16 protein-coding genes and 1 pseudogene are annotated in these 18,593 nt (G+C 65.8%); 8 read left to right on the plus strand and 9 right to left on the minus strand.

Features of this window, described 5'->3' with window-relative positions; all coding sequences use genetic code 11:
* Positions 1 to 9: 9 nt before the first annotated feature.
* A complete protein-coding gene (locus K307_RS29135; RefSeq protein ID WP_042887525.1) occupies positions 10 to 2,268 on the plus strand; it encodes a xanthine dehydrogenase family protein molybdopterin-binding subunit in 2,259 nt (752 codons plus the stop codon).
* A 34-nt stretch (positions 2,269 to 2,302) separates the two neighbouring features.
* Here K307_RS29135 and K307_RS29140 read toward each other — a convergent pair whose 3' ends face one another.
* Complete coding sequence (locus K307_RS29140; protein WP_042884365.1) at positions 2,303 to 3,106, minus strand: anti-sigma factor family protein; 804 nt, start codon at positions 3,104 to 3,106, stop codon at positions 2,303 to 2,305.
* Entirely contained in the window at positions 3,093 to 3,725 is a 633-nt protein-coding gene (locus K307_RS29145) for an RNA polymerase sigma factor (protein WP_042884367.1), read from the minus strand. Before K307_RS29145 ends, K307_RS29140 begins: the two co-directional genes overlap by 14 nt.
* A 174-nt stretch (positions 3,726 to 3,899) precedes the next feature.
* On the opposite strand from K307_RS29145, the pseudogene K307_RS29150 reads away from it, so the two are divergent.
* The 3 genes and pseudogenes from K307_RS29150 to K307_RS29160 all read left to right on the plus strand — a co-directional run.
* Positions 3,900 to 4,788, plus strand: a pseudogene (locus K307_RS29150) (metallophosphoesterase family protein); the annotation flags it as partial.
* Positions 4,789 to 4,791: 3 nt separating this feature from the next.
* Entirely contained in the window at positions 4,792 to 5,163 is a 372-nt protein-coding gene (locus K307_RS29155) for a cupredoxin domain-containing protein (protein WP_042884371.1), read from the plus strand.
* A gap of 211 nt (positions 5,164 to 5,374) precedes the next feature.
* Positions 5,375 to 5,662, plus strand: coding sequence for a hypothetical protein (locus K307_RS29160; RefSeq protein ID WP_042884373.1), 288 nt, complete (start codon positions 5,375 to 5,377; stop codon positions 5,660 to 5,662).
* Positions 5,663 to 5,742: 80 nt separating this feature from the next.
* Here K307_RS29160 and K307_RS29165 read toward each other — a convergent pair whose 3' ends face one another.
* From K307_RS29165 to K307_RS29175, 3 genes are all read right to left on the minus strand, one after another.
* Entirely contained in the window at positions 5,743 to 7,278 is a 1,536-nt protein-coding gene (locus K307_RS29165; RefSeq protein WP_042884375.1) for a transglycosylase SLT domain-containing protein, read from the minus strand.
* A gap of 178 nt (positions 7,279 to 7,456) precedes the next feature.
* Positions 7,457 to 7,867 (minus strand): hypothetical protein, encoded by a 411-nt coding sequence (locus K307_RS29170; RefSeq protein WP_042884376.1) that lies wholly within the window; start codon positions 7,865 to 7,867, stop codon positions 7,457 to 7,459.
* A gap of 179 nt (positions 7,868 to 8,046) precedes the next feature.
* Positions 8,047 to 9,789, minus strand: coding sequence for an IS1634 family transposase (locus K307_RS29175; RefSeq protein WP_042876642.1), 1,743 nt, complete (start codon positions 9,787 to 9,789; stop codon positions 8,047 to 8,049).
* Positions 9,790 to 10,636: 847 nt separating this feature from the next.
* Here K307_RS29175 and K307_RS29180 point away from each other — a divergent pair.
* The 4 genes from K307_RS29180 (at position 10,637) to groL (ending at position 14,028) form a co-directional block, all read left to right on the plus strand.
* Positions 10,637 to 11,419, plus strand: a complete 783-nt coding sequence (locus K307_RS29180; RefSeq protein WP_230626165.1) for a DUF1254 domain-containing protein — start codon at positions 10,637 to 10,639, stop codon at positions 11,417 to 11,419.
* On the plus strand, positions 11,313 to 11,822 hold the full coding sequence (locus tag K307_RS51185; protein ID WP_419187186.1) for a DUF1214 domain-containing protein: 510 nt from the start codon (positions 11,313 to 11,315) through the stop codon (positions 11,820 to 11,822). Before K307_RS29180 ends, K307_RS51185 begins: the two co-directional genes overlap by 107 nt.
* Positions 11,823 to 12,048: 226 nt before the next feature.
* Positions 12,049 to 12,339, plus strand: coding sequence for a co-chaperone GroES (gene groES / locus K307_RS29185; RefSeq protein WP_010813047.1), 291 nt, complete (start codon positions 12,049 to 12,051; stop codon positions 12,337 to 12,339).
* Between the two features lie 45 nt (positions 12,340 to 12,384).
* Positions 12,385 to 14,028, plus strand: a complete 1,644-nt coding sequence (gene groL, locus K307_RS29190; protein ID WP_022533804.1) for a chaperonin GroEL — start codon at positions 12,385 to 12,387, stop codon at positions 14,026 to 14,028.
* 117 nt (positions 14,029 to 14,145) lie between these two features.
* On the opposite strand, the gene K307_RS29195 is transcribed toward groL, so the two are convergent.
* From K307_RS29195 to K307_RS29210, 4 genes are all read right to left on the minus strand, one after another.
* On the minus strand, positions 14,146 to 14,931 hold the full coding sequence (locus K307_RS29195) for a metallophosphoesterase (protein ID WP_042884378.1): 786 nt from the start codon (positions 14,929 to 14,931) through the stop codon (positions 14,146 to 14,148).
* A gap of 224 nt (positions 14,932 to 15,155) precedes the next feature.
* Positions 15,156 to 16,127, minus strand: coding sequence for a type II secretion system F family protein (locus K307_RS29200; RefSeq protein WP_042884380.1), 972 nt, complete (start codon positions 16,125 to 16,127; stop codon positions 15,156 to 15,158).
* A 63-nt stretch (positions 16,128 to 16,190) separates the two neighbouring features.
* On the minus strand, positions 16,191 to 17,168 hold the full coding sequence (locus K307_RS29205) for a type II secretion system F family protein (RefSeq protein WP_042884382.1): 978 nt from the start codon (positions 17,166 to 17,168) through the stop codon (positions 16,191 to 16,193).
* A gap of 45 nt (positions 17,169 to 17,213) precedes the next feature.
* Positions 17,214 to 18,587, minus strand: coding sequence for a CpaF family protein (locus tag K307_RS29210; RefSeq protein WP_042884383.1), 1,374 nt, complete (start codon positions 18,585 to 18,587; stop codon positions 17,214 to 17,216).
* Positions 18,588 to 18,593 lie beyond the last annotated feature (6 nt).

Consider the following 18,593-nt stretch of genomic DNA (forward strand, 5'->3'; position numbering starts at 1 on the left):
GGAATGATCATGCGAATCCGAGGCATCGAGGCACTGGCCGGCGGCCAGGGCGGCAATGATGGCGAAGCGCGTCAACACAGCGGCATCGCCACGCTGGACCGGCGCAGTTTCCTGAAGCTGACTGGCCTGGCCGGCGGCGGGCTGGCACTGGGCGTGGCGCCGCTGGCGCAGGCGCAGGACGCGGCCAGGTCCAGGACCACGGCGCCGCCGCCGCAGGCGTTCCTGATCATCGCGCCGGACAACACCGTCACCGTGGCCGTGAACCGGCTCGAGTTCGGCCAGGGCGTGCACACCGCGCTGCCGATGGCGCTGGCCGAGGAGCTGGACGCCGACTGGCGCAACGTCCGCGCCACGCTCGCGCCGGCCGGCGACCCATACAAGGACCCCGCCTTCGGCATGCAGATGACCGGCGGTTCGACGGCGCTGAACCACTCGTTCGAGCAATACCGTGAACTGGGCGCGCGCGCCCGCGCCATGCTGGTGGCGGCGGCAGCGCAGCAGTGGAAGGTCGATCCGGCCAGCTGCAAGGTGGAGCAGGGCGTCATCACGTCCGGCAGCCATCGCGCCACCTTCGGCGAACTGGCGCCCGCGGCGATGGAGCTGCCGGTGCCGCAGCGGGTCACGCTGAAAGACCCGTCGCAGTTCCGCATCGTCGGCAAGCCCACGCCGCGGCTGGACTCGCGCGGCAAGATGGAAGCGACCACGCCGTTCGGCATCGACACGCGCCTGAAGGACATGGTGGTGGTGACGGTGGCGCGCCCGCCGCGCTTCGGCGGCAAGGTCAAGAGCTTCAGCGCCGACAAGGCACGCGCGGTGCAGGGTGTGCGCGGCGTGATGCAGGTGCCGGTCGATCGCGGCGGCAGCGGCGTGGCGGTGATCGCCAGCGGCTACTGGCCGGCCAAGATGGGCCGCGATGCGCTCGATATCCAGTGGGAAGACGCGGGCTCGAAGGTCTCGTCGCAGGCGCTGTTCGATGAATACGCGAAGCTGGCCGCGCAACCGGGCACAGTGGCGCGCGCGGGCGAGGGCGACATCGGCGCGGCCATCAACGGCGCGGCGCGCAAGATCGAGGCGGACTTCCGCTTCCCCTACCTGGCGCACGCACCGATGGAGCCGCTGAACTGCACGCTGCAACCGGAAGTCGCAGGCGGCAAGGTGCAGGCGGTCAAGGTATGGGTAGGCTCGCAGTTCCAGACCGTCGACCAGGCCGCGATCGCGCGCACGCTGGGCCTCGCGCCGGACAAGGTCGTGCTCAACACCATGATGGCCGGCGGCGGCTTCGGCCGGCGTGCTGTGCCGACCTCGGACTACATCGTGGAAGCGGCCAACGTGCTCAAGGCCTGGGTCGCCGCCGGCCACACCGAGCCGCTCAAGGTGATCTGGAGCCGCGAGGACGATATCCGCGGCGGCTACTACCGCCCGCTGCACCTGCACCGCGCCCGCATCGGGCTGGACGCGCAGGGCAAGGTGGTGGGCTGGCAGCACACCATCGTCGGTCAGTCGATCCTGAAGGGCACGCCGTTCGAGGCCTTCATGGTCAAGAACGGCGTCGATGCCACCATGACCGAAGGCATCGTCGAGAACGACTATGACCTGCCGCTGCAGATGTCGGTGCACCACCCACAGGTGGACGTGCCGGTGCTGTGGTGGCGCTCGGTGGGCAACACGCACACCGCCTTCGTCAAGGAAACGCTGGCCGACGAAATGGCCGGCGCCGCCAAGCAGGACCCGGTGGCATTCCGCCTGGCCCGGCTTGACGAGAAGAAGCACGCGCGCCACCGCGCCGCGCTGCAGCTCGCGGTGGACAAGTCCGGCTACGGCAAGCGCAAGCTTCCCAAGGGCCATGCCTGGGGCGTGGCCGTGCACGAGTCGTTCAACACCGTGGTGGCCTACGTGGTCGACGTGTCGCTGGTGAAGGGCGAGCCGCGCGTGCATCGCGTCACCGCCGGCGTGCATGCCAACCGCGTGGTCAACCCGATGTCGGCCGAGGCGCAGATCCAGGGCGCGTGCATCTTCGGGCTGGCGATGACGAAGCCGGGGTTTGCCATCGAGATCGAGAACGGCGCCGTGAAGAACAGCAACTTCCCGGACTATCCGCCGCCGCGCATCACCGACGCGCCGGTGGTGGAGGTTTTCTTCGTGCCCTCGCAGGAGAACCCCACCGGCCTGGGCGAGCCCGGTGTGCCGCCGATCGCGCCGGCGGTGGCCAACGCGCTGTTCGCGCTGACGGGCAAGCGCCAGCGGCAGTTGCCGTTCGTGATGGCGTAGGCGGAGCGGGCAGTATGACCGGCGGCGGTGCGCGCTATTGCGTGCTGCCGCCGGCCATGCGCCATGCCTTGCCGAAGCGTTGCAGGTCGGCCGCCGAGGCATCGGTCACGGCCCAGTAGTCCATGCCGCCTGCCTGCCAGTACGCGATCTGGTAGCCCTGCCGGGTCAGGGCCCCGTCAAGGTCCGGCGCCGCCCTGCGCGTGCCCGCGCCGCGCAGCACGAACACATCGATCGGGTGCTGGTTGCGTCGATAGACCAGCACCGCCACCCGCTGCCCGTGAATGTAGTCGAGCCGTCCGCCGACGAGCGGAAAGCCTTCGGCCGCCATGTCATGGACGGGCGGCGCGTAGTCGAGCCGCCCGTTGAACCACGGCTTGACCGTGTGGCGATCCGTCGATGCCACGTCGACGGCGTGGTCGGCGATCAGCGCGCGCACGTGGCTGCTGACTACCTCCCGGGCCATGGCGTCTTGCGGGGAATCCTGCAGCATGAACAACGTCAGCCCGAACGCCATCGAGGCCAGGGTCAATGCCGCCAGCCCGGCGTTGACGGCCGGGCGCCAGGCAAACCACTCGAGCCAGCGCGGGCGCGATGCCTCACCCCCTGCCGGCACGCCGGCCGCGGGCAGCGCAGCAGCGATCCGGGCGCGCAGGGCGGGACTTGCGCGATGATAAGTCGCGCCTTCCCGTACAGCCGTGCGCAGCGCGCGCAGGCGTCCCAGTTCGGCCGAGCACGCGGCACATTGCGCCAGGTGCTGCTCCAGGCGCAGGCTTTCCGCCGCGCCGAGTTCGTCGTCGGCGCAGGCAGGCAGCAGTTCGCAAACCTCATTGCAGTCCATGACCTGTCTCCCCGGCGGGGTGCGGTGCTGGCGCCAGCGCGCCGGATGGCGGGCGAGCCTGTTCCGGCCCTTGCGCCGTGCCCTGCTGCTGCAGCGCCGTCACTGCCGCCGCCAGCATCCGCCGCCCGCGCGCCAGCCGTGACATGACCGTGCCGATGGCGATATCCGCGACGCGGGCAATGTCGCGGTAGGGCAGCTCCTCCAGTTCGCGCAGCACCAGCACTTCCCGATAGACCACCGGAAGCTGCTCCAGCGCACGGTGCACCAGCCGCACGTCTTCCTGCCGCAGCAGCCACTGCTCGGGGCTGTCCTGGCCATCGTGCCAGGCCGGCAGGGGCTGGTTCTCGTGCAGGTCGTCATAGCTGCACACCTCGCCGGCGGCCTTGCGCTTCTGGCAGGCTGTGAACCACGTATTGCGCACGATCGCCAGCAGCCACGGCCGCGGCTGGTCGCCGTGGAAACTGCCAAAGAGCCGGTAAGCGCGCAGGAAGGCTTCCTGGACCACGTCGTCGGCCTCGCTGGCGCTGCCCGACAACCAGCGCGCGAGGTTGTAGGCGGCATCCAGGTGCGGGAGCACCAGTTCATCGAAGCGGCGGCGATCGTCGGATGCGTGCTGCATTCGTGCCTCGGTCGGTTTGTGCACCGGCGCCGGTGGCGCACGTCCCGGGTATACCGGGGTTCCACTCAGTTTATTCCCGGTGCGGGCGGATTTTTGCCGGATCGGCATTGCCGGGAATAAAGCCTCCCGCAAGCCGGTATGACAGGTACATCCCTGCAACCAGACGGAGGCACCATGGACACACTGAAACGACGGGATTTCCTGCGGCTGGCGGGCGCCGCCGGCGGCGCGGTCTTTGCCTCGGGGCTGCCGGGCTGGGCCTTCGGGCGCGATGAGGATTTCTACTTTGTGCAGCTTTCGGACGCGCACTGGGGCTTCCAGGGGCCGGCCAATCCCGATGCGCGGGGCACGCTGCCCAAGGCCATCGCCGCCGTCAATGCGCTGCGTCAGCCGCCGGACTTCATCATGTTTACCGGCGATCTCACGCACACCACCGACGACCCGCAGGAGCGCAGGCGCCGCCTGCGCGAGTTCCAGTCCGTCATTGCCGGTCTGGGCGTCAGGACGATCCACCTGATGCCGGGCGAGCACGACGCCAGCCTCGATGCGGGCGCGGCCTACCAGGAGCTGTTCGGGCCGACGCACTACACCTTCGATCACAAAGGCGTGCATTTTGTCGTGCTCGACAATGTGTCCGATCCCGCGGGGCGGGTCGGGGATGCGCAACGCGCGTGGCTGGCGGCGGACCTGGCGCGGCAACCAAAGGGCGCGCGCATCGTGGTGTTCACGCACCGCCCGCTGTTCGACCTGTATCCGCAATGGGACTGGGCCACGCGCGACGGTGCGCAGGTGATCGACACGCTGATGCCCTATCCGAACGTGACCGTGTTCTACGGCCACATCCACCAGGAGCATCACCACACGACGGGCCACATTGCGCATCACGCCGCACGCTCGCTGATGTTTCCCCTGCCGCCGCCGGGGTCGCAGCCGCAGCGCCTGCCGGTGCCGTGGGACGCCGCGCAGCCCTATCGCGGGCTAGGCTGGCGCGAGGTCGAAGCGAAACCGGCGCCCGGCGCGTTCGCGCTGGCCGAGCAGCCGATCACGACCTGAACCGGAGCCTGCCATGAATTCATCGATGCCCGGCCGGCGCGCGGCGCTGGGCTGGATGCTCGGTCTCGCGGCGGCCTTGCTGGCAGGGGCTGGCCGGGGCGATGCGGCTGCGCCGCGCGTCATCCGCATCCACGCGCGCAAGTTCGTCTTTACCCCGGATCACATCCCGCTGCGTGCCGGCGAGTCTGTCGTATTCGAACTCACGGCACAGGACGTGATCATGGGCTTCAGCGTGCCGGATTTCGGCGTGCGTGCCGACGTGGCGCCGGGCGTGACCGTGCGTTTGCCGGCAACGGCGCGCGGCCGCGGCAACTACGGCTTCCTGTGCGACATCTTCTGCGGATCGGGGCATGAGACGATGAACGGCATTATCGAGGTCACGTAGGCGAGGTCACACTGAGGAGGTCACGCCGGCAGCGCCTGCCCACGGCCCTGGCCGGCCTGCGGCAGCGTGTTGTAATCGCGCAGCCCATAGGCTGCTCTATTGCCTTTGCCCCTCGAGCCGCGTAGAACGTAGAAAAACGGCGCCTGGAGAGGGCCGGCAGCCGCCCGTCATGCGCGGGCGGAGCACAATGCCAGAGGATCGAGGTGTGGCCATGGAGACCCAAGAGAGCGCGCTGACGCTTGCCCTGATGACCGAGCCCGCGCGGGCCACGATCTGCCGCGCGCTGCTGGAAGCCGGCGAGGACGGGCTGCCCGCCGCCGAGTTGGCGCAACTTGCCGGGCTGAGCCTGCCGCGCGCCGCGCACATGTTCCAGGAACTGATGCAGGCTGAAGTGGTGGCACTGGCCATCCGCGAGCGCCAGGTCTGCTATGTGCTCAAGGCCCGGCGCGCGGTACGCGATGCGCTGGGTTATATCGACGGCAGCGGCCTGGCTGACTGATCCTCGCGACCTGACCGGACGCATCTCGCTGCGGCCCGGTTCCACATCCTTCCCGCCGGTAATGGCGCCGGATCGGCTGGCTATTTCCGGACCTGCTTCAGTGCCCGCTCACGCGCGGCTTCCCTTTCCTCCATGAGCCGGTAGGCTGCGTAGTACTTGAAGATGTTGCGCACATAAGTGGTGGTTTCGATGCCGATCTTCTCCGCCACCACGATCTCGACATTGTTGAACCACTTGTCGGGATTCAGCCCGCGCGCCGCTGCCTCCTTGCGCATCTTGGCGATATTGCCGGGCCCGGCGTTGTAGCTGGCAAAGGCGAACAGCGGCCGGTCGGATTCCGAGAAATGCGCGTCGGGAAAGTACTTCGTCATCAGGCGGTCCATGTACTTGGCGCCGGCGTGGATGTTGGACTCGGCCACCTGGATATTGCCCACCCTGAGCTCCTTGCCGGTGGCAGGCATGATCTGCATGATGCCGACCGCACCCACGCGGCTGCGCGCCTGCTGGTTGAGCTGTGATTCCTGGAACCCCTGTGCGGCGAGCATCAGCGGGTCGAAGTGATAGTCCTTGCCGTACTTCTCGAAGAAGGCAACGGTCTGCTGGAAGCGCTTGTACTCGGTATCCTCGGTGTTGTTCTTGATCTGCTTGATCCGGCGCATGTATTGCTTGAGCAGGTATTCCGCCACGCCCTGCTTCTTGACGTGGTTGACATAGAAATCGTCGATTGCCTGCCGCAACTGCGGGCTGTTCTTGCGGAAGGCCCATCCGATATAGCCGCCTTCGCGCACTGCCAGGTCCTGGCGTACCTTGATGTCGGGCAGGATCTGCGCCCACATGGCCGCCTTCCAGTCATCGACCACGACGATCGGCAGCAGGCCCGCATTGACCATCTCGAGCACGTCTTCGTCTTCGAGGGCGTCGGGCAGCAGCACCAGCTGCATCGGTGCCTTGCCGGACTGGCGCAGGCGCTCGTTCAGCGCGGTCAGGCTTTCGTAGTAGCTGCTCGCCCGGCGCACGTGGACGGTCTTGCCCGCCAGGTCGTCCAGGCTCTTCAGCGCTGGTGACTTGGGGCCGGTCACGACCAGCTCGCGCACCGGCTTGCGATCGCGCGGCGCGAAAAAGTCGACCTGCTTCAGCCTGGTCTCGGTCTCGGTCAGGTTGCCGGCGGCGATATCGCCCAGGCCCGCCGCCAGGTCGGGCAGCAGGCGGTCGCGCGTGGTGGGGATGATGATGACGGTGAGCGGACGCTTGCCAAGACGATCGGCGTAGGTCTTGTTCAGGTAGCGCTCGAATTCCCGCACCAGCTCTGCGGTCAGACCGCGCTCATGGCCTTTGTCGCTGAAGTAGAGGGTGCGGCTGTATGGCACCAGCACGCGGATGACGCGGCTGTTGACCATCACATCGAAATCGCCCGTGCGCGGTTTCCTGGCCAGGTTCAGACCGCGCGGCTTAGCGGGCGTGCCGTCCGCGGCTTTCGCTGCCGGGGCCGCCGCGGGTGCGGATGCCGGCGCCGCCTTCTGCTGCGCTACGGCAAACGTGCTGTACAGGCTGAATGCGCCCATCAGGCCGGACAGGAACAGGCCTGCGAACCAGTGGTGCGGGTGAAGAGCGGACATGGCGCAGATGGCAAGCCGGGCGGAAAGGCGCGCGACTCGTATATATCGAGTCTAGGCGCGATCCTGCCTGTTACAAGCTGCCAACCCCGGATGTGCCGCCGGCAAAAGGAGGGAATACGACAGGCAAAAAAGAAGGTGGCCGGCTGCTCCCGGCCACCCCGTTCTGCGCCGGCGGGCGCTATTGCTTAGGCGCGGCCATTTGGTCCTTGGCCACTGCGTCCGCAGCCGTGTTCTCGACCTTGCGCTCCTGCTTGGCCGCGCCGACGTCCTGCTTGTACTCGCCCTTGGCCGCCTTCTTCTTGGCCTTGTACTCGGCCGAGGCTTTCTGGCGTGCCTCACGGCGCTCGACCAGTGGATCCTTTGGCGGTTGGATCTGGGTCACGCCGGGCGATGCACCTTGGGAGCCTGCCGCGGTGCCAGGGACGGCCGGGGTTGCCGGGGTGGCCGGCATGCCCTGGGCAGCCGGGGTTGCCGGTGTGGCAGGGCTGGCCGGCGTCTGGGCAATCGCCGCGGCGCAGCTGAGGCCTGCCAGGCCTGCGGCAATCGCGCTGACGAGCTTAGGAAGGCGAGCGGGCTGTTTCGGATCCATGGAAAACCTCCAGAGTTATTGTCGGAGGCGCCGGCAGCGGACGTGCCCGGCGCGGCTTCTGCCGCACATTCCTGCCGGAGCGGGAATGCAACGGTAGCCCTCAGTCTAGGCCGAACTTTGAGCACGCGGCGCGCATAACGCTTTGATTCCTCGCGGTTATGTGCTCGCGAGCGAGTCGATTACTGGGTACAGGCGACGGGGCTGATGTTGAGGAGGCGGAAGGCCTTTTCTTGAACTGGGGTCGGCCGCGTGATCATGACGATCTTTGCCTGCGGGTTCAGGGGGGTGTGACAGACGTTGTACGCGAGCGTGGCCAGATCATCGAGCAACGTGCGGAAGCTGTGCACCGGCAAGCCGTCCTCGCCAAGCCTGGTGGCGTCCTTGGCTTTCGCCTGGTCCGAGCGTCGTGCCTTGGCCACTGGCGAAGGCCGGGCCGCACGCGCAAGCTCGACGTATTCATCGTCAAACAGCATCGGCTTTAACGTCTCGCGCATGTGCCACTCGACGTAATAAGCGAGCATGCACAGAAAGACGTGAGCGCGCACGCGCGCGGCGTTCCAATGGAACACGGGGCGCACCTGCAGATCGACCGTCTTGAGCGAACGGAAGGCCCGCTCCACCACTGCCAGCCCCTTGTAGGCCGTCACGGCCGCCTCAGCTGACAGGTCCGTTGCCGGCAGGCTCGTACGCACCACGTACAGGCCATCGAGTGCAGCCTCCTGCTGAATCTGTTCGGCCTTGCGCCCCCACGTGAAGCTCGAGTCGGTGATGCTCAGCTCGAAGTGCTTGCCCATCCTGAAGTGATCGATGACGCGGCCTACGCGCAGGGCAATCGCCTCGGTGCCCTTGAGGCGGTTGCGGGCACGCGTGGTCGCGTCGGTAATCTTCATCAACTCGGCTTCGGTGGCCTGCAGCAGCGCCTCGCGTTTGCGGCTGCGCTCCTCGGCCAGTAGCGGATTGCGACACACGATGAGCCGCTCGCCGGGGAACGCCTCGCTGGTCACCTCCAGCAGGTTGCGCTCATCGAACAGCGAGGGCTGGAAGGGGCCCTTCTCATGAGCAAGCGCGGCCATCTGCGGCGCGCGCAGGCTGCTCACCCAGTCCAGGCCAGCCGGGCGCAAGACCGAGTCGATGCGCGCCTGCGTGAGCATGCCCCGGTCGCCCACCCACGCGAGCTTCTCGATGCCATAGCGATTCTTGAGCTTGTCCACCTGCGAGGCCACGGTTGCCGGATCGGCGGTGTTGCCAGCGAAGACTTCGACTGCCACCGGACAGCCCTCAGGCGTGCAAACCAGACCGAACACGATCTGGGGATCGTCGCGCTTGCCATCGCGGCTGTAGCCGTGGGCGGCAAGCTCGCAGCAGCGTCCCGTCACCCACGTGGAAGTGAGGTCATAGAGCACCAGCGTACTGCCGCTCAGATGCTGCCTGGCAAGCCGCTTCTCGATGCCTTCCTGAGCGTCTCCCAGCCAGTCGAGCGCGGCATAGACCTGCTCGAGTTCGACGTCGCCCAACTTCAGCAGTCGCGACAGCGAGTGGGTCGCGGTCTCGTCGCGCAACATGCGATGCGTGGCGAGCTTGGACGCGGGGGACACCACCCGCGCCACCAGCAGTGCCATCACCACCGAGCGCAGCGCGGCCGGCGCTGAGGACAACCACTGCTCGGCGCCGCAGGCGCGCGCCGCGCCAAGCACGGCGGCCACGTGTCCGTGTGGCAGGCTGCGCTCGATCACGAAGGCCTCATCGGCGGACGACACCGCGACGCCACCGCGTAGCAGCACCTTCAAGCCTTCGATGACCTCGGCGGGCAGCGACGAGAGATTGGCGAGGGTGCGCTTCTTGACCGTGTTGCCGTCGCGATAGGACTCGCGCAGCAGGATGGCGGGGGGCGAGTTGCGGTTCGGGACGTGTTCGATATACATGAACACCTATTCAAGCACAAAGCTACCGAAACACAATAGATAAATACTAATTTACATGGCTACATAATAGCCTCAAAAAATAGCCGGAACCCACTGCTGATGCGGATTCCGGCTATTTGAGAAGCCAAAGTTCGGTCTAGGCAGCTTGGCAGTGTTGCGCTGTCGGGCATGCGCCCGAAGCGGTGCCGGGCATACTCCTACAAGTCCGGCGTTGCGCCACGGCAACTCTCCGGGGGGCAGGCGGATGCGGTTGCCTGGCGCTGTCCGGCATCTTGCGCCGGAGCCCATCGCGGAGGAACCAGTTGCTGATGCAGTGGGTGTGGGCGGCTCAAAATCCTTCTTAAATCCTCCGTGAGCGTGATCCCACTGCGGCGCCCGGAACTGAACTCGCTGCCGGCGATTCCCGTGGTGGTGGACCGTTACCTTGGCGCATGGCGTAGCCGAGTGTGGCCTTCGGCGAAGTGGGGTAAGGCCGCCGTTAAAGTTAAAAAGAATTAAGACGACCAAACGAGAATATTAAGGACGCGGTGACGCTGGTCTCATTTACCCTTGGAGGTCGCGAAATCGACTGCTCTTCAAGGAGAAACGGCAAGGACCGTGAAAAGAAGAATCCTCGTCAGCCAGCGCGACGCAATTTCCTGGTCGCCGGAGGGGCCGCGGTCGCGGCAACCGCCTTGCCCGCAGCCACCGGCTTCGCGCAAGCACAAGTCCAGCCGCCCGCATTACCCGTCGAGCCATCCCCCAACTGGACCCGGGCAATGCCGCCGACGCCTGAAATACGCGGGTCAGGCTTACCGAGCAATATGCCAGGCATGTCGGACGCGACGCCTATTTCTGGACCTGGCCGATGGTCAATGTCTTCAATCGCCGGCGGCATTTTTCGACGGTGAAGGAACCTGCCCGCTTCGGGCCCCTGATCCAGGCGCCGGTCAACCAGTTCGCGATGCTGACGGATTATGTCGATCCCGGCGAGCGGGCGGTGGCGTGTCCTAACCAGGACGTGGTCTATGGCCTTGGCGCAATCGGGCTGGATGTCTCGCCTGTGGTGTATCAGGTAGTGGATCTGCGCACCGACAGCTTTGTCCAGCTCGGCAAGATGTACAACAACACCACGCCGGGGTTCTACATGCTGGTGGGGCCGAGCTGGAAAGGCGAGGTACCGAAAGGCATTACCCGGTTCCGCTCGCCGACCAACACCGGCCTGGTCGGGCCCCGTATATTCATGGACGATACCGCGGAGGACAGGAAGGCCATCCAGCAGGTGTTGCGCGGCGTGCTGATGTATCCGCTGGCCGAATACGACGGCCGCATGAAGACCAAGGACTGGGCCGCGCTCCCGAAAGTTGCCGCGCCGCCCCAGGGCGCGCAGGCGCTGGCCGTACTGGCAGCCGCCAGGAATGATCCCAAGTTGAAGCAGGCGATGACCGAGGGCGCAAAGGAAGCCGACGAGCAACTGGTCAGGCCGCTGTTCCAGTTCCGCAACTTTGCCCAGCCGCTGCCCCACAGCTGGGGCACGATTTCCAATGAGTCCGCATTCGGCACCGACTACTACACCGCGTACCGCGGCGGCAAAGGCCAATATCCTGGTCAACTCACCGAACGAGACCAAGTACTATTACCTGGATCTTGACGCCAGCGGCGCGCGGCTGAACAGCGCCAACCGCTACACCATCACCTTCCCCAAGGACGCTACGCCGCCGGTCAACGGATTCTGGTCGCTGTCGATCTACAATTCGAATCATTTCTTTGTCGCCAATCCAATCAATCGGTTTTCGGTTGGCACAAAGAACAAGGATCTGCAGCCGAACAATGATGGCTCTCTGACCATCTATGTGCAGGCAACGCCGCCGGGCAACCCGCTCCAGCACGCCAACTGGCTGCCGGCGCCGAAGGGCGACTTCTCGCTCTATGTCCGGGCTGGCCTAAGGCGCCAGTGCTCGACGGTTCATGGACGCCGCCTCCGGTCAGGCGCGCGTGAACGGAAGGGGGCTTTTGCCGGCCTGATCCAAGAGCCCGTGTGGCTGCTTCCGTAGCCACCTTCGGCGTACAACCTCATCTCGGCAATCGCGCCCCCGGGAAAACCCGCATCAAGGCCGTGTCTTGAAATGGTCCTACCCCGTCCCTATAATTAGCACTCGCCGGGGGTGAGTGCTAACAGCACAGTGAGCCCCTTGCGGCACCTGAACATTTCAGACGGCCGTCGCCTCGGTAGCCGGCCGATTTGTGATTAGAAACTCACTTTTGCATCTAGGAGTCCGTATGAATCTGCGTCCTTTGCACGACCGCGTGATCGTGAAGCGTCTGGACAACGAAACCAAGACCGCGTCCGGTATCGTGATTCCCGACAACGCTGCCGAGAAGCCTGATCAAGGCGAAGTACTGGCAATCGGTCCTGGCAAGAAGGATGACAAGGGCAACAACATCGCCCTCGACGTCAAGGTCGGTGACCGCGTGCTGTTCGGCAAGTACGCCGGCCAAGCCGTGAAGGTGGAAGGCCAGGAACTGCTGGTCATGCGCGAAGAAGACATCATGGCCGTGGTGAACAAGTAATTCACCGACTGACCGCCACCCGTACAGATTTCAGGAGATTCAAGAATGGCAGCTAAAGACGTAGTGTTCGGCGACGCCGCACGTGCCAAGATGGTCGAAGGCGTGAACATCCTCGCCAACGCAGTCAAGGTGACCCTGGGCCCGAAGGGCCGCAACGTGGTGCTGGAGCGCAGCTTCGGCGGCCCGACCGTGACCAAGGACGGTGTGTCCGTGGCCAAGGAAATCGAGCTGAAGGACAAGCTGCAGAACATGGGCGCCCAGATGGTCAAGGAAGTGGCTTCCAAGACCAGCGACAACGCTGGTGACGGTACCACCACCGCAACCGTGCTGGCCCAGTCGATCGTGCGCGAAGGCATGAAGTACGTTGCCGCCGGCATGAACCCGATGGACCTGAAGCGCGGCATCGACAAGGCTGTTACCGCTGCCGTGGAAGAGCTGAAGAAGGTCAGCAAGCCCACCACCACCAGCAAGGAAATCGCCCAGGTTGGCGCGATCTCGGCCAACAGCGACACCTCGATCGGTGAGCGCATCGCCGAAGCCATGGACAAGGTCGGCAAGGAAGGCGTGATCACCGTCGAAGACGGCAAGTCGCTGGCCGACGAGCTGGAAGTCGTGGAAGGCATGCAGTTCGACCGCGGCTACCTGTCGCCGTACTTCATCAACAACCCGGAAAAGCAGGTGGTCCAGCTGGACAGCCCGTTCGTGCTGCTGTTCGACAAGAAGGTTTCGAACATCCGCGACCTGCTGCCGGTGCTGGAGCAAGTGGCCAAGGCCGGCCGCCCGCTGCTGATCATCGCTGAAGACGTCGAGGGCGAAGCCCTGGCGACCCTGGTGGTGAACAACATCCGTGGCATCTTGAAGACCGCCGCCGTCAAGGCCCCGGGCTTCGGCGACCGCCGCAAGGCCATGCTGGAAGACATCGCCATCCTGACCGGCGGCACCGTGATCGCTGAAGAGATCGGCCTGACGCTGGAAAAGGCCGGCCTGAACGACCTGGGCCAGGCCAAGCGCATCGAGATCGGCAAGGAAAACACCATCATCATCGATGGCGCCGGCGATGCAGGTGCGATCGAAGGCCGCGTGAAGCAGATCCGCGCCCAGATCGAAGAAGCGACCTCGGACTACGACCGCGAAAAGCTGCAAGAGCGCGTGGCCAAGCTGGCCGGCGGTGTTGCCGTGATCAAGGTTGGCGCTGCCACCGAAGTCGAAATGAAGGAAAAGAAGGCCCGCGTGGAAGACGCCCTGCACGCCACCCGCGCTGCGGTGGAAGAAGGCATCGTCCCCGGTGGTGGTGTGGCTCTGCTGCGTGCCCGCGCTGCGATCTCGGCACTGACCGGCGAAAACGCCGACCAGAACGCCGGTATCAAGATCGTGCTGCGCGCGATGGAAGAGCCGCTGCGCCAGATCGTGCTGAACGCCGGTGAAGAAGCGTCGGTCGTCGTTGCCAAGGTCATCGAAGGCAAGGGCAACTACGGCTACAACGCGGCTTCGGGCGAGTACGGCGACCTGGTCGAGATGGGCGTGCTGGACCCGACCAAGGTCACCCGCACCGCACTGCAGAACGCCGCTTCGGTGGCTTCGCTGATGCTGACCACCGACTGCGCCGTGGCCGAATCGCCGAAGGACGAGTCGGCTCCGGCAATGCCGGGCGGCATGGGCGGCATGGGCGGCATGGAAGGCATGATGTAATTCATCGCCGACCGACTGCCCTTACGGGCAGGCTGTCTGAACAAAAACCCCCGCGGGTGCGAGCCCGCGGGGGTTTTTATTTTTGGACGGTGCCCGCTGGAGGCGCGCACCGCGGCGTCAGACGTCGACCACGCAGCACCAGTCGAAGCGCGGGTTCTCCGGCTCGCCGGTACGCCGGCTGACATAGCCGCGCGGATTGCACACCACGCGCGAATCGTCGATGCAGTAGTCGAAGCTGGTGTGGGTATGGCCGTGGATCCACAGGTCGGCCTGCGCCACCAGGTCGGGCCGACGCGACAGGAAGCCGCCGGAAACCAGGTCGTGCGAATAGCGCGGGTCCAGGCTGCCGAGGTCGGGGCCGTGATGAGTGACTACCACCGTCTTGCCGTCGAAGGGCTGCGCCAGCTGGGCGGCGAGCCAGGCCGACGCGGCCTGGTGGCGCGCCAGCGCGTCCTCCGGCGTGAAGTGTCGCGTGCGGCCGTCGTCGCCGGCCAGCTCGATCAGGCGGTGGTCCAGCATCACTGCGGCGCAGGCCTGCATCGCGTCTTCGCGCCGGTCGTTGCCGAACAGCGTGTAGTCCGTCCACCAGGTCGTGCCGAGAATGCGCACGCGCCCGCGCGCACCGCTGAACTCGGCCACCGCGCCGTTGAGCACTTGCATCCCGGGGTGGTCGGTGGCGGCTTCCCTCATCAAGCGGTCGACCGTATCGAAGTTGCTTTCGTAGTACTCGTGGTTGCCGGGGACATAGACCACCGGCTGGCTGAAGGTGCGTGCCGCCCAGTCGATGCCGTCGCGGCCGTTGGCGATATCGCCGGCCAGAACCACGATGTCCGCATCGCAGCCGGGCACAGACTGCGGCATGTTGTGCTCGATATGGAGGTCGCTCAGGATGCGTAGCTTCATGGGGACTCCGGGGCGAGCCGGGCTCGCTGCATGGGCCGCCGCGGCGGCGTGGGGATTGCCTGCATTCTTAAGAAGCCCGCCGGTCTGGTCAAGCCCCAGGGCCATCCGGCAAAAAAAACAGAAAAGAAAAAAGCCCGGAACCAGGTCCGGGCAAGGGACTGTCTGGCCGGCATTGCGCCGGGAGACAGCCGGGGGAACCGTTAGCGGTACCCAAGTGTGTGGCGTCACCCGCCCTGGCCTGCCATGGTCGGCAGCAGGACACGGTAGATCTGGATAAACGCCGGCCCCAGCAGCACCAGCAGCAGCGACGGGAAGATCGTGAAGATCAGCGGGAACAGCAGCTTGAGGGCGATCTTGGCGGCCTGCTCCTCGGCCAGCATGCGGCGCTTGGTGCGCAGCATGTCGGACAGCACACGCAGCGACTCGCCCAGGCTGGTGCCGAAGCGTTCGGCCTGGATCAGCATCGACGCAAACTTGTCCACGTCCTCGACGCCGGTGCGCAGCGACAGGTTCGACAACGCCTTTTCCTTGGAGAAGCCGGAGCGCAGTTCCAGCAGCATCAGTTGCAGCTCATCGGCCAGCACCGGGCAGCGCAGCGCGAGTTCGTCGGCCACCCGCATCAGTGCCGCATCTAGCCCGAGTCCCGCCTCCACACAGACCGTCAGCAGGTCGATCACGTCCGGGAACTCTTCGAATACCAGGCGCTTGCGCTGCGACACCTTGCGCGCCAGCACCACGTTCGGCAGGTAGTAGCCGAGTGCGCCCAGCACCGCCAGCAGCCCGAACATCATGTTGCGCTCCTGGAAGGCCGGCTGGCCGCTGAGCGCCAACAGCCCGATCATCGGCAGCACCACCGCCAGTACCGTCTTGCCGGCAAAGTACATCGGCGCGGCGCTGGCGTTGCGCCAGCCGGCGTTCATGAAGCGCACACGCAGCTGCGAGTTCTCCCAGCCTTCCTTGGGCAACGACAGGCGCGAGATATGCCTGGACCACTGCAGCATCTTCTCGACCCAGGCATGCTGTTTGCCGGCGTCGGCTTCCACCCGCCCCTGCCCGGCGATCTGCTCCATGCGCCCTCGCATGCGGTTGGGCGACAGCACGTGCAGCACGCCGAACACAATGCCGAACGCGGCCACGAAAATCAGCCCAAGCACGACCAACTGGTCTGGCTGGAACCCCTGGAAAATGCCTTGCATGATGGACTCCCCTCTCGACGGCTGTGCGTTTTTGTTATGGCAGTTGGCGCTGCATGCCCGCGCTCATACCCGGATCCGGATGATCTTGCGCATCCACAGCACGCCGAAGACCATCGACATCGCCGCGCCACCGATCATGCGCAGGCCCATCGGGTCTTCCCACAACACCCGCATGAACTGGGGGTTGACCACCAGGATCATCCCGGCAGTGCCAAAGGGCAGCAGCCCCAGGATCCACGCCGACAGGCGACCCTCGGCCGACAGCACGCGGATCTTGTCGAACAGCTTCAGGCGCTCGCGCACCAGGTTGCCGATGGTGTCGAGGATTTCCGCCAGGTTGCCGCCGCTTTCGCGCTGGATCAGCACCGCGATGACGAAGTAGCGCAGGTCGTTGATTGGCACGCGGATGGCGAGATTGGTCATGGCCTCGTTCAGCGCCACGCCGTAGTTGATCTCCTCGAAGGTGGTGCGGAACTCCGGCCCGATCGGCGCCTTCATCTCCGTCCCGACCATGCCCAGCGCGCCGCTGAAGGCATGGCCGGCGCGCAGAGCGCGGCTGATCATGTCCACCGCGTCCGGCAGTTGTGCTTCCATCTGCTTGAGTCGCTTCTGGCGCTGCCGGATCACCAGCAGCACCGGCAGCACGCCCGCCAGCGCGGCACCGCCCAGGATCATCGGCACCGGCACCGGCAGCAGGGGCACCAGCGCCACCGCGCACAGCACCACCAGGCCGCAGTAGCCTAGAAGCTGCGCCACCGACCAGCTGCTGCCCGACTGCTCCAGCCAGCGGTCCAGCGTGCCGATGCGCGGCACGCTCATCAGCCAACGCTGCATGAGCGGCTTGTCGCTCAGCATGCGCTTCTTCAGGATCGACAGGCGCTCGGCGCTGACTTGCCCGCCCGCGGACAGTGCCCGCAGCCGTGCCTCGATGCGCTTGGCCGCGGGGCCGTGGGCGTTGTTCCACCACAGGTAGATGCCCTCGACGCAGAGCACCACGGCAACGAACAGCAGGATGGCGAAGGCGTAGAAGATCGTGCTCATGTGTATCTCCCGGGAGTTGCTTTTCGTTGTATCTGGCCGGGCGGATCAGACTTCGTAGCGCTTGGCTGGGTCATAGGTTTCATCCGGCAGGCCCACGCCAAACACGCGCAGCCGCTCGGCAAACTTGGGATAGACGCCGGTGGCGCGGAAGTTCCCGCGCACGGTGCCGTCCTTGTCCACGCCGGTGCGCTGGAAGGTGAAGATCTCCTGCATGTTGATGATGTCGCCCTCCATGCCGGTGATCTCAGAGATGCTGACGATCTTGCGACGCCCGTCGGTCATGCGCGCCGCCTGCACGATCACGGTGATGGCGGAGGCGATCTGCTGGCGCATGGCTTTTGCAGGCATGGTCAGGCCGGCCATGCTGACCATGTTTTCCAGCCGCGTCAGCGCATCGCGCGGGGTGTTGGCGTGGATGGTGGTGAGCGAGCCTTCGTGGCCGGTGTTCATCGCGTTGAGCATGTCCAGCGCCTCGCCGCCGCGCACTTCGCCCAGGATGATGCGGTCCGGGCGCATGCGCAGCGCGTTGCGCACCAGTGCGCGCTGGTTGATCTCGCCCTTGCCTTCGATATTGGGCGGGCGCGTTTCCAGCCGCAGCACATGGGGCTGGCGCAGTTGCAGCTCGGCCGCATCCTCGATGGTGATCACACGCTCGTCCTCGGGAATGAAGCCTGACAGGATATTCAGCATTGTGGTCTTGCCGCTGCCGGTGCCGCCCGACACCAGCACGTTGACCTTGGCCGTCGACAGTGCCTGCAGCATCTGCGCCATCGGCGGGGTCAGGCTGCGCAGGTTGACCAGGTCGGAGACCTGTAGCGGATTGACCGAGAAACGGCGGATCGACAACAGCGGGCCGTCGATGGCCGAGGGCGGGATGATGGCGTTGACGCGTGAGCCGTCGGGCAGGCGCGCGTCCACCATCGGGCTGGTTTCGTCGATGCGGCGGCCCACGCGCGAGACGATCTTCTCGATCACCTTCATCAGGTGGGCGTCGTCGTAGAACACCACGTCGGTCAGTTCCAGCTTGCCGCGCCGCTCCACATAGGTCTGGCGCGCGGTATTGACCAGGATGTCGGACACCGTGGGGTCGTTCAACAGCGGCTCGAGCGGGCCGAAGCCGAACATCTCGTCGTAGATCTCCACGGTCAGCTGGCGGCGCTCGTTGTCGTTGAGCAGCACCTTCTGCTCGTCGACGATCAGGTTGACCAGGGCGCCGATCTCCTGCCTGACCTGTTCCTGCGGAAAGCGAGCCAGGCGCTCCAGCTCTACGCGGTCGAGCACGGTCTCGTGCACGTCGCGCTTGAGCGCGTGGTAGCCGGGCGAGGTGGCGGCCGTGGCCTGCCCGCCGAAGTGGATCGAGGCGTGGCCATTGGCGTTGAAGGCGGCTGTGGTACTGGCCAGTTGTTCGCGGATGGACATGATGGT

This window comes from Cupriavidus necator A5-1 (genome assembly GCF_000744095.1).
Taxonomy (GTDB): domain Bacteria; phylum Pseudomonadota; class Gammaproteobacteria; order Burkholderiales; family Burkholderiaceae; genus Cupriavidus; species Cupriavidus necator_A.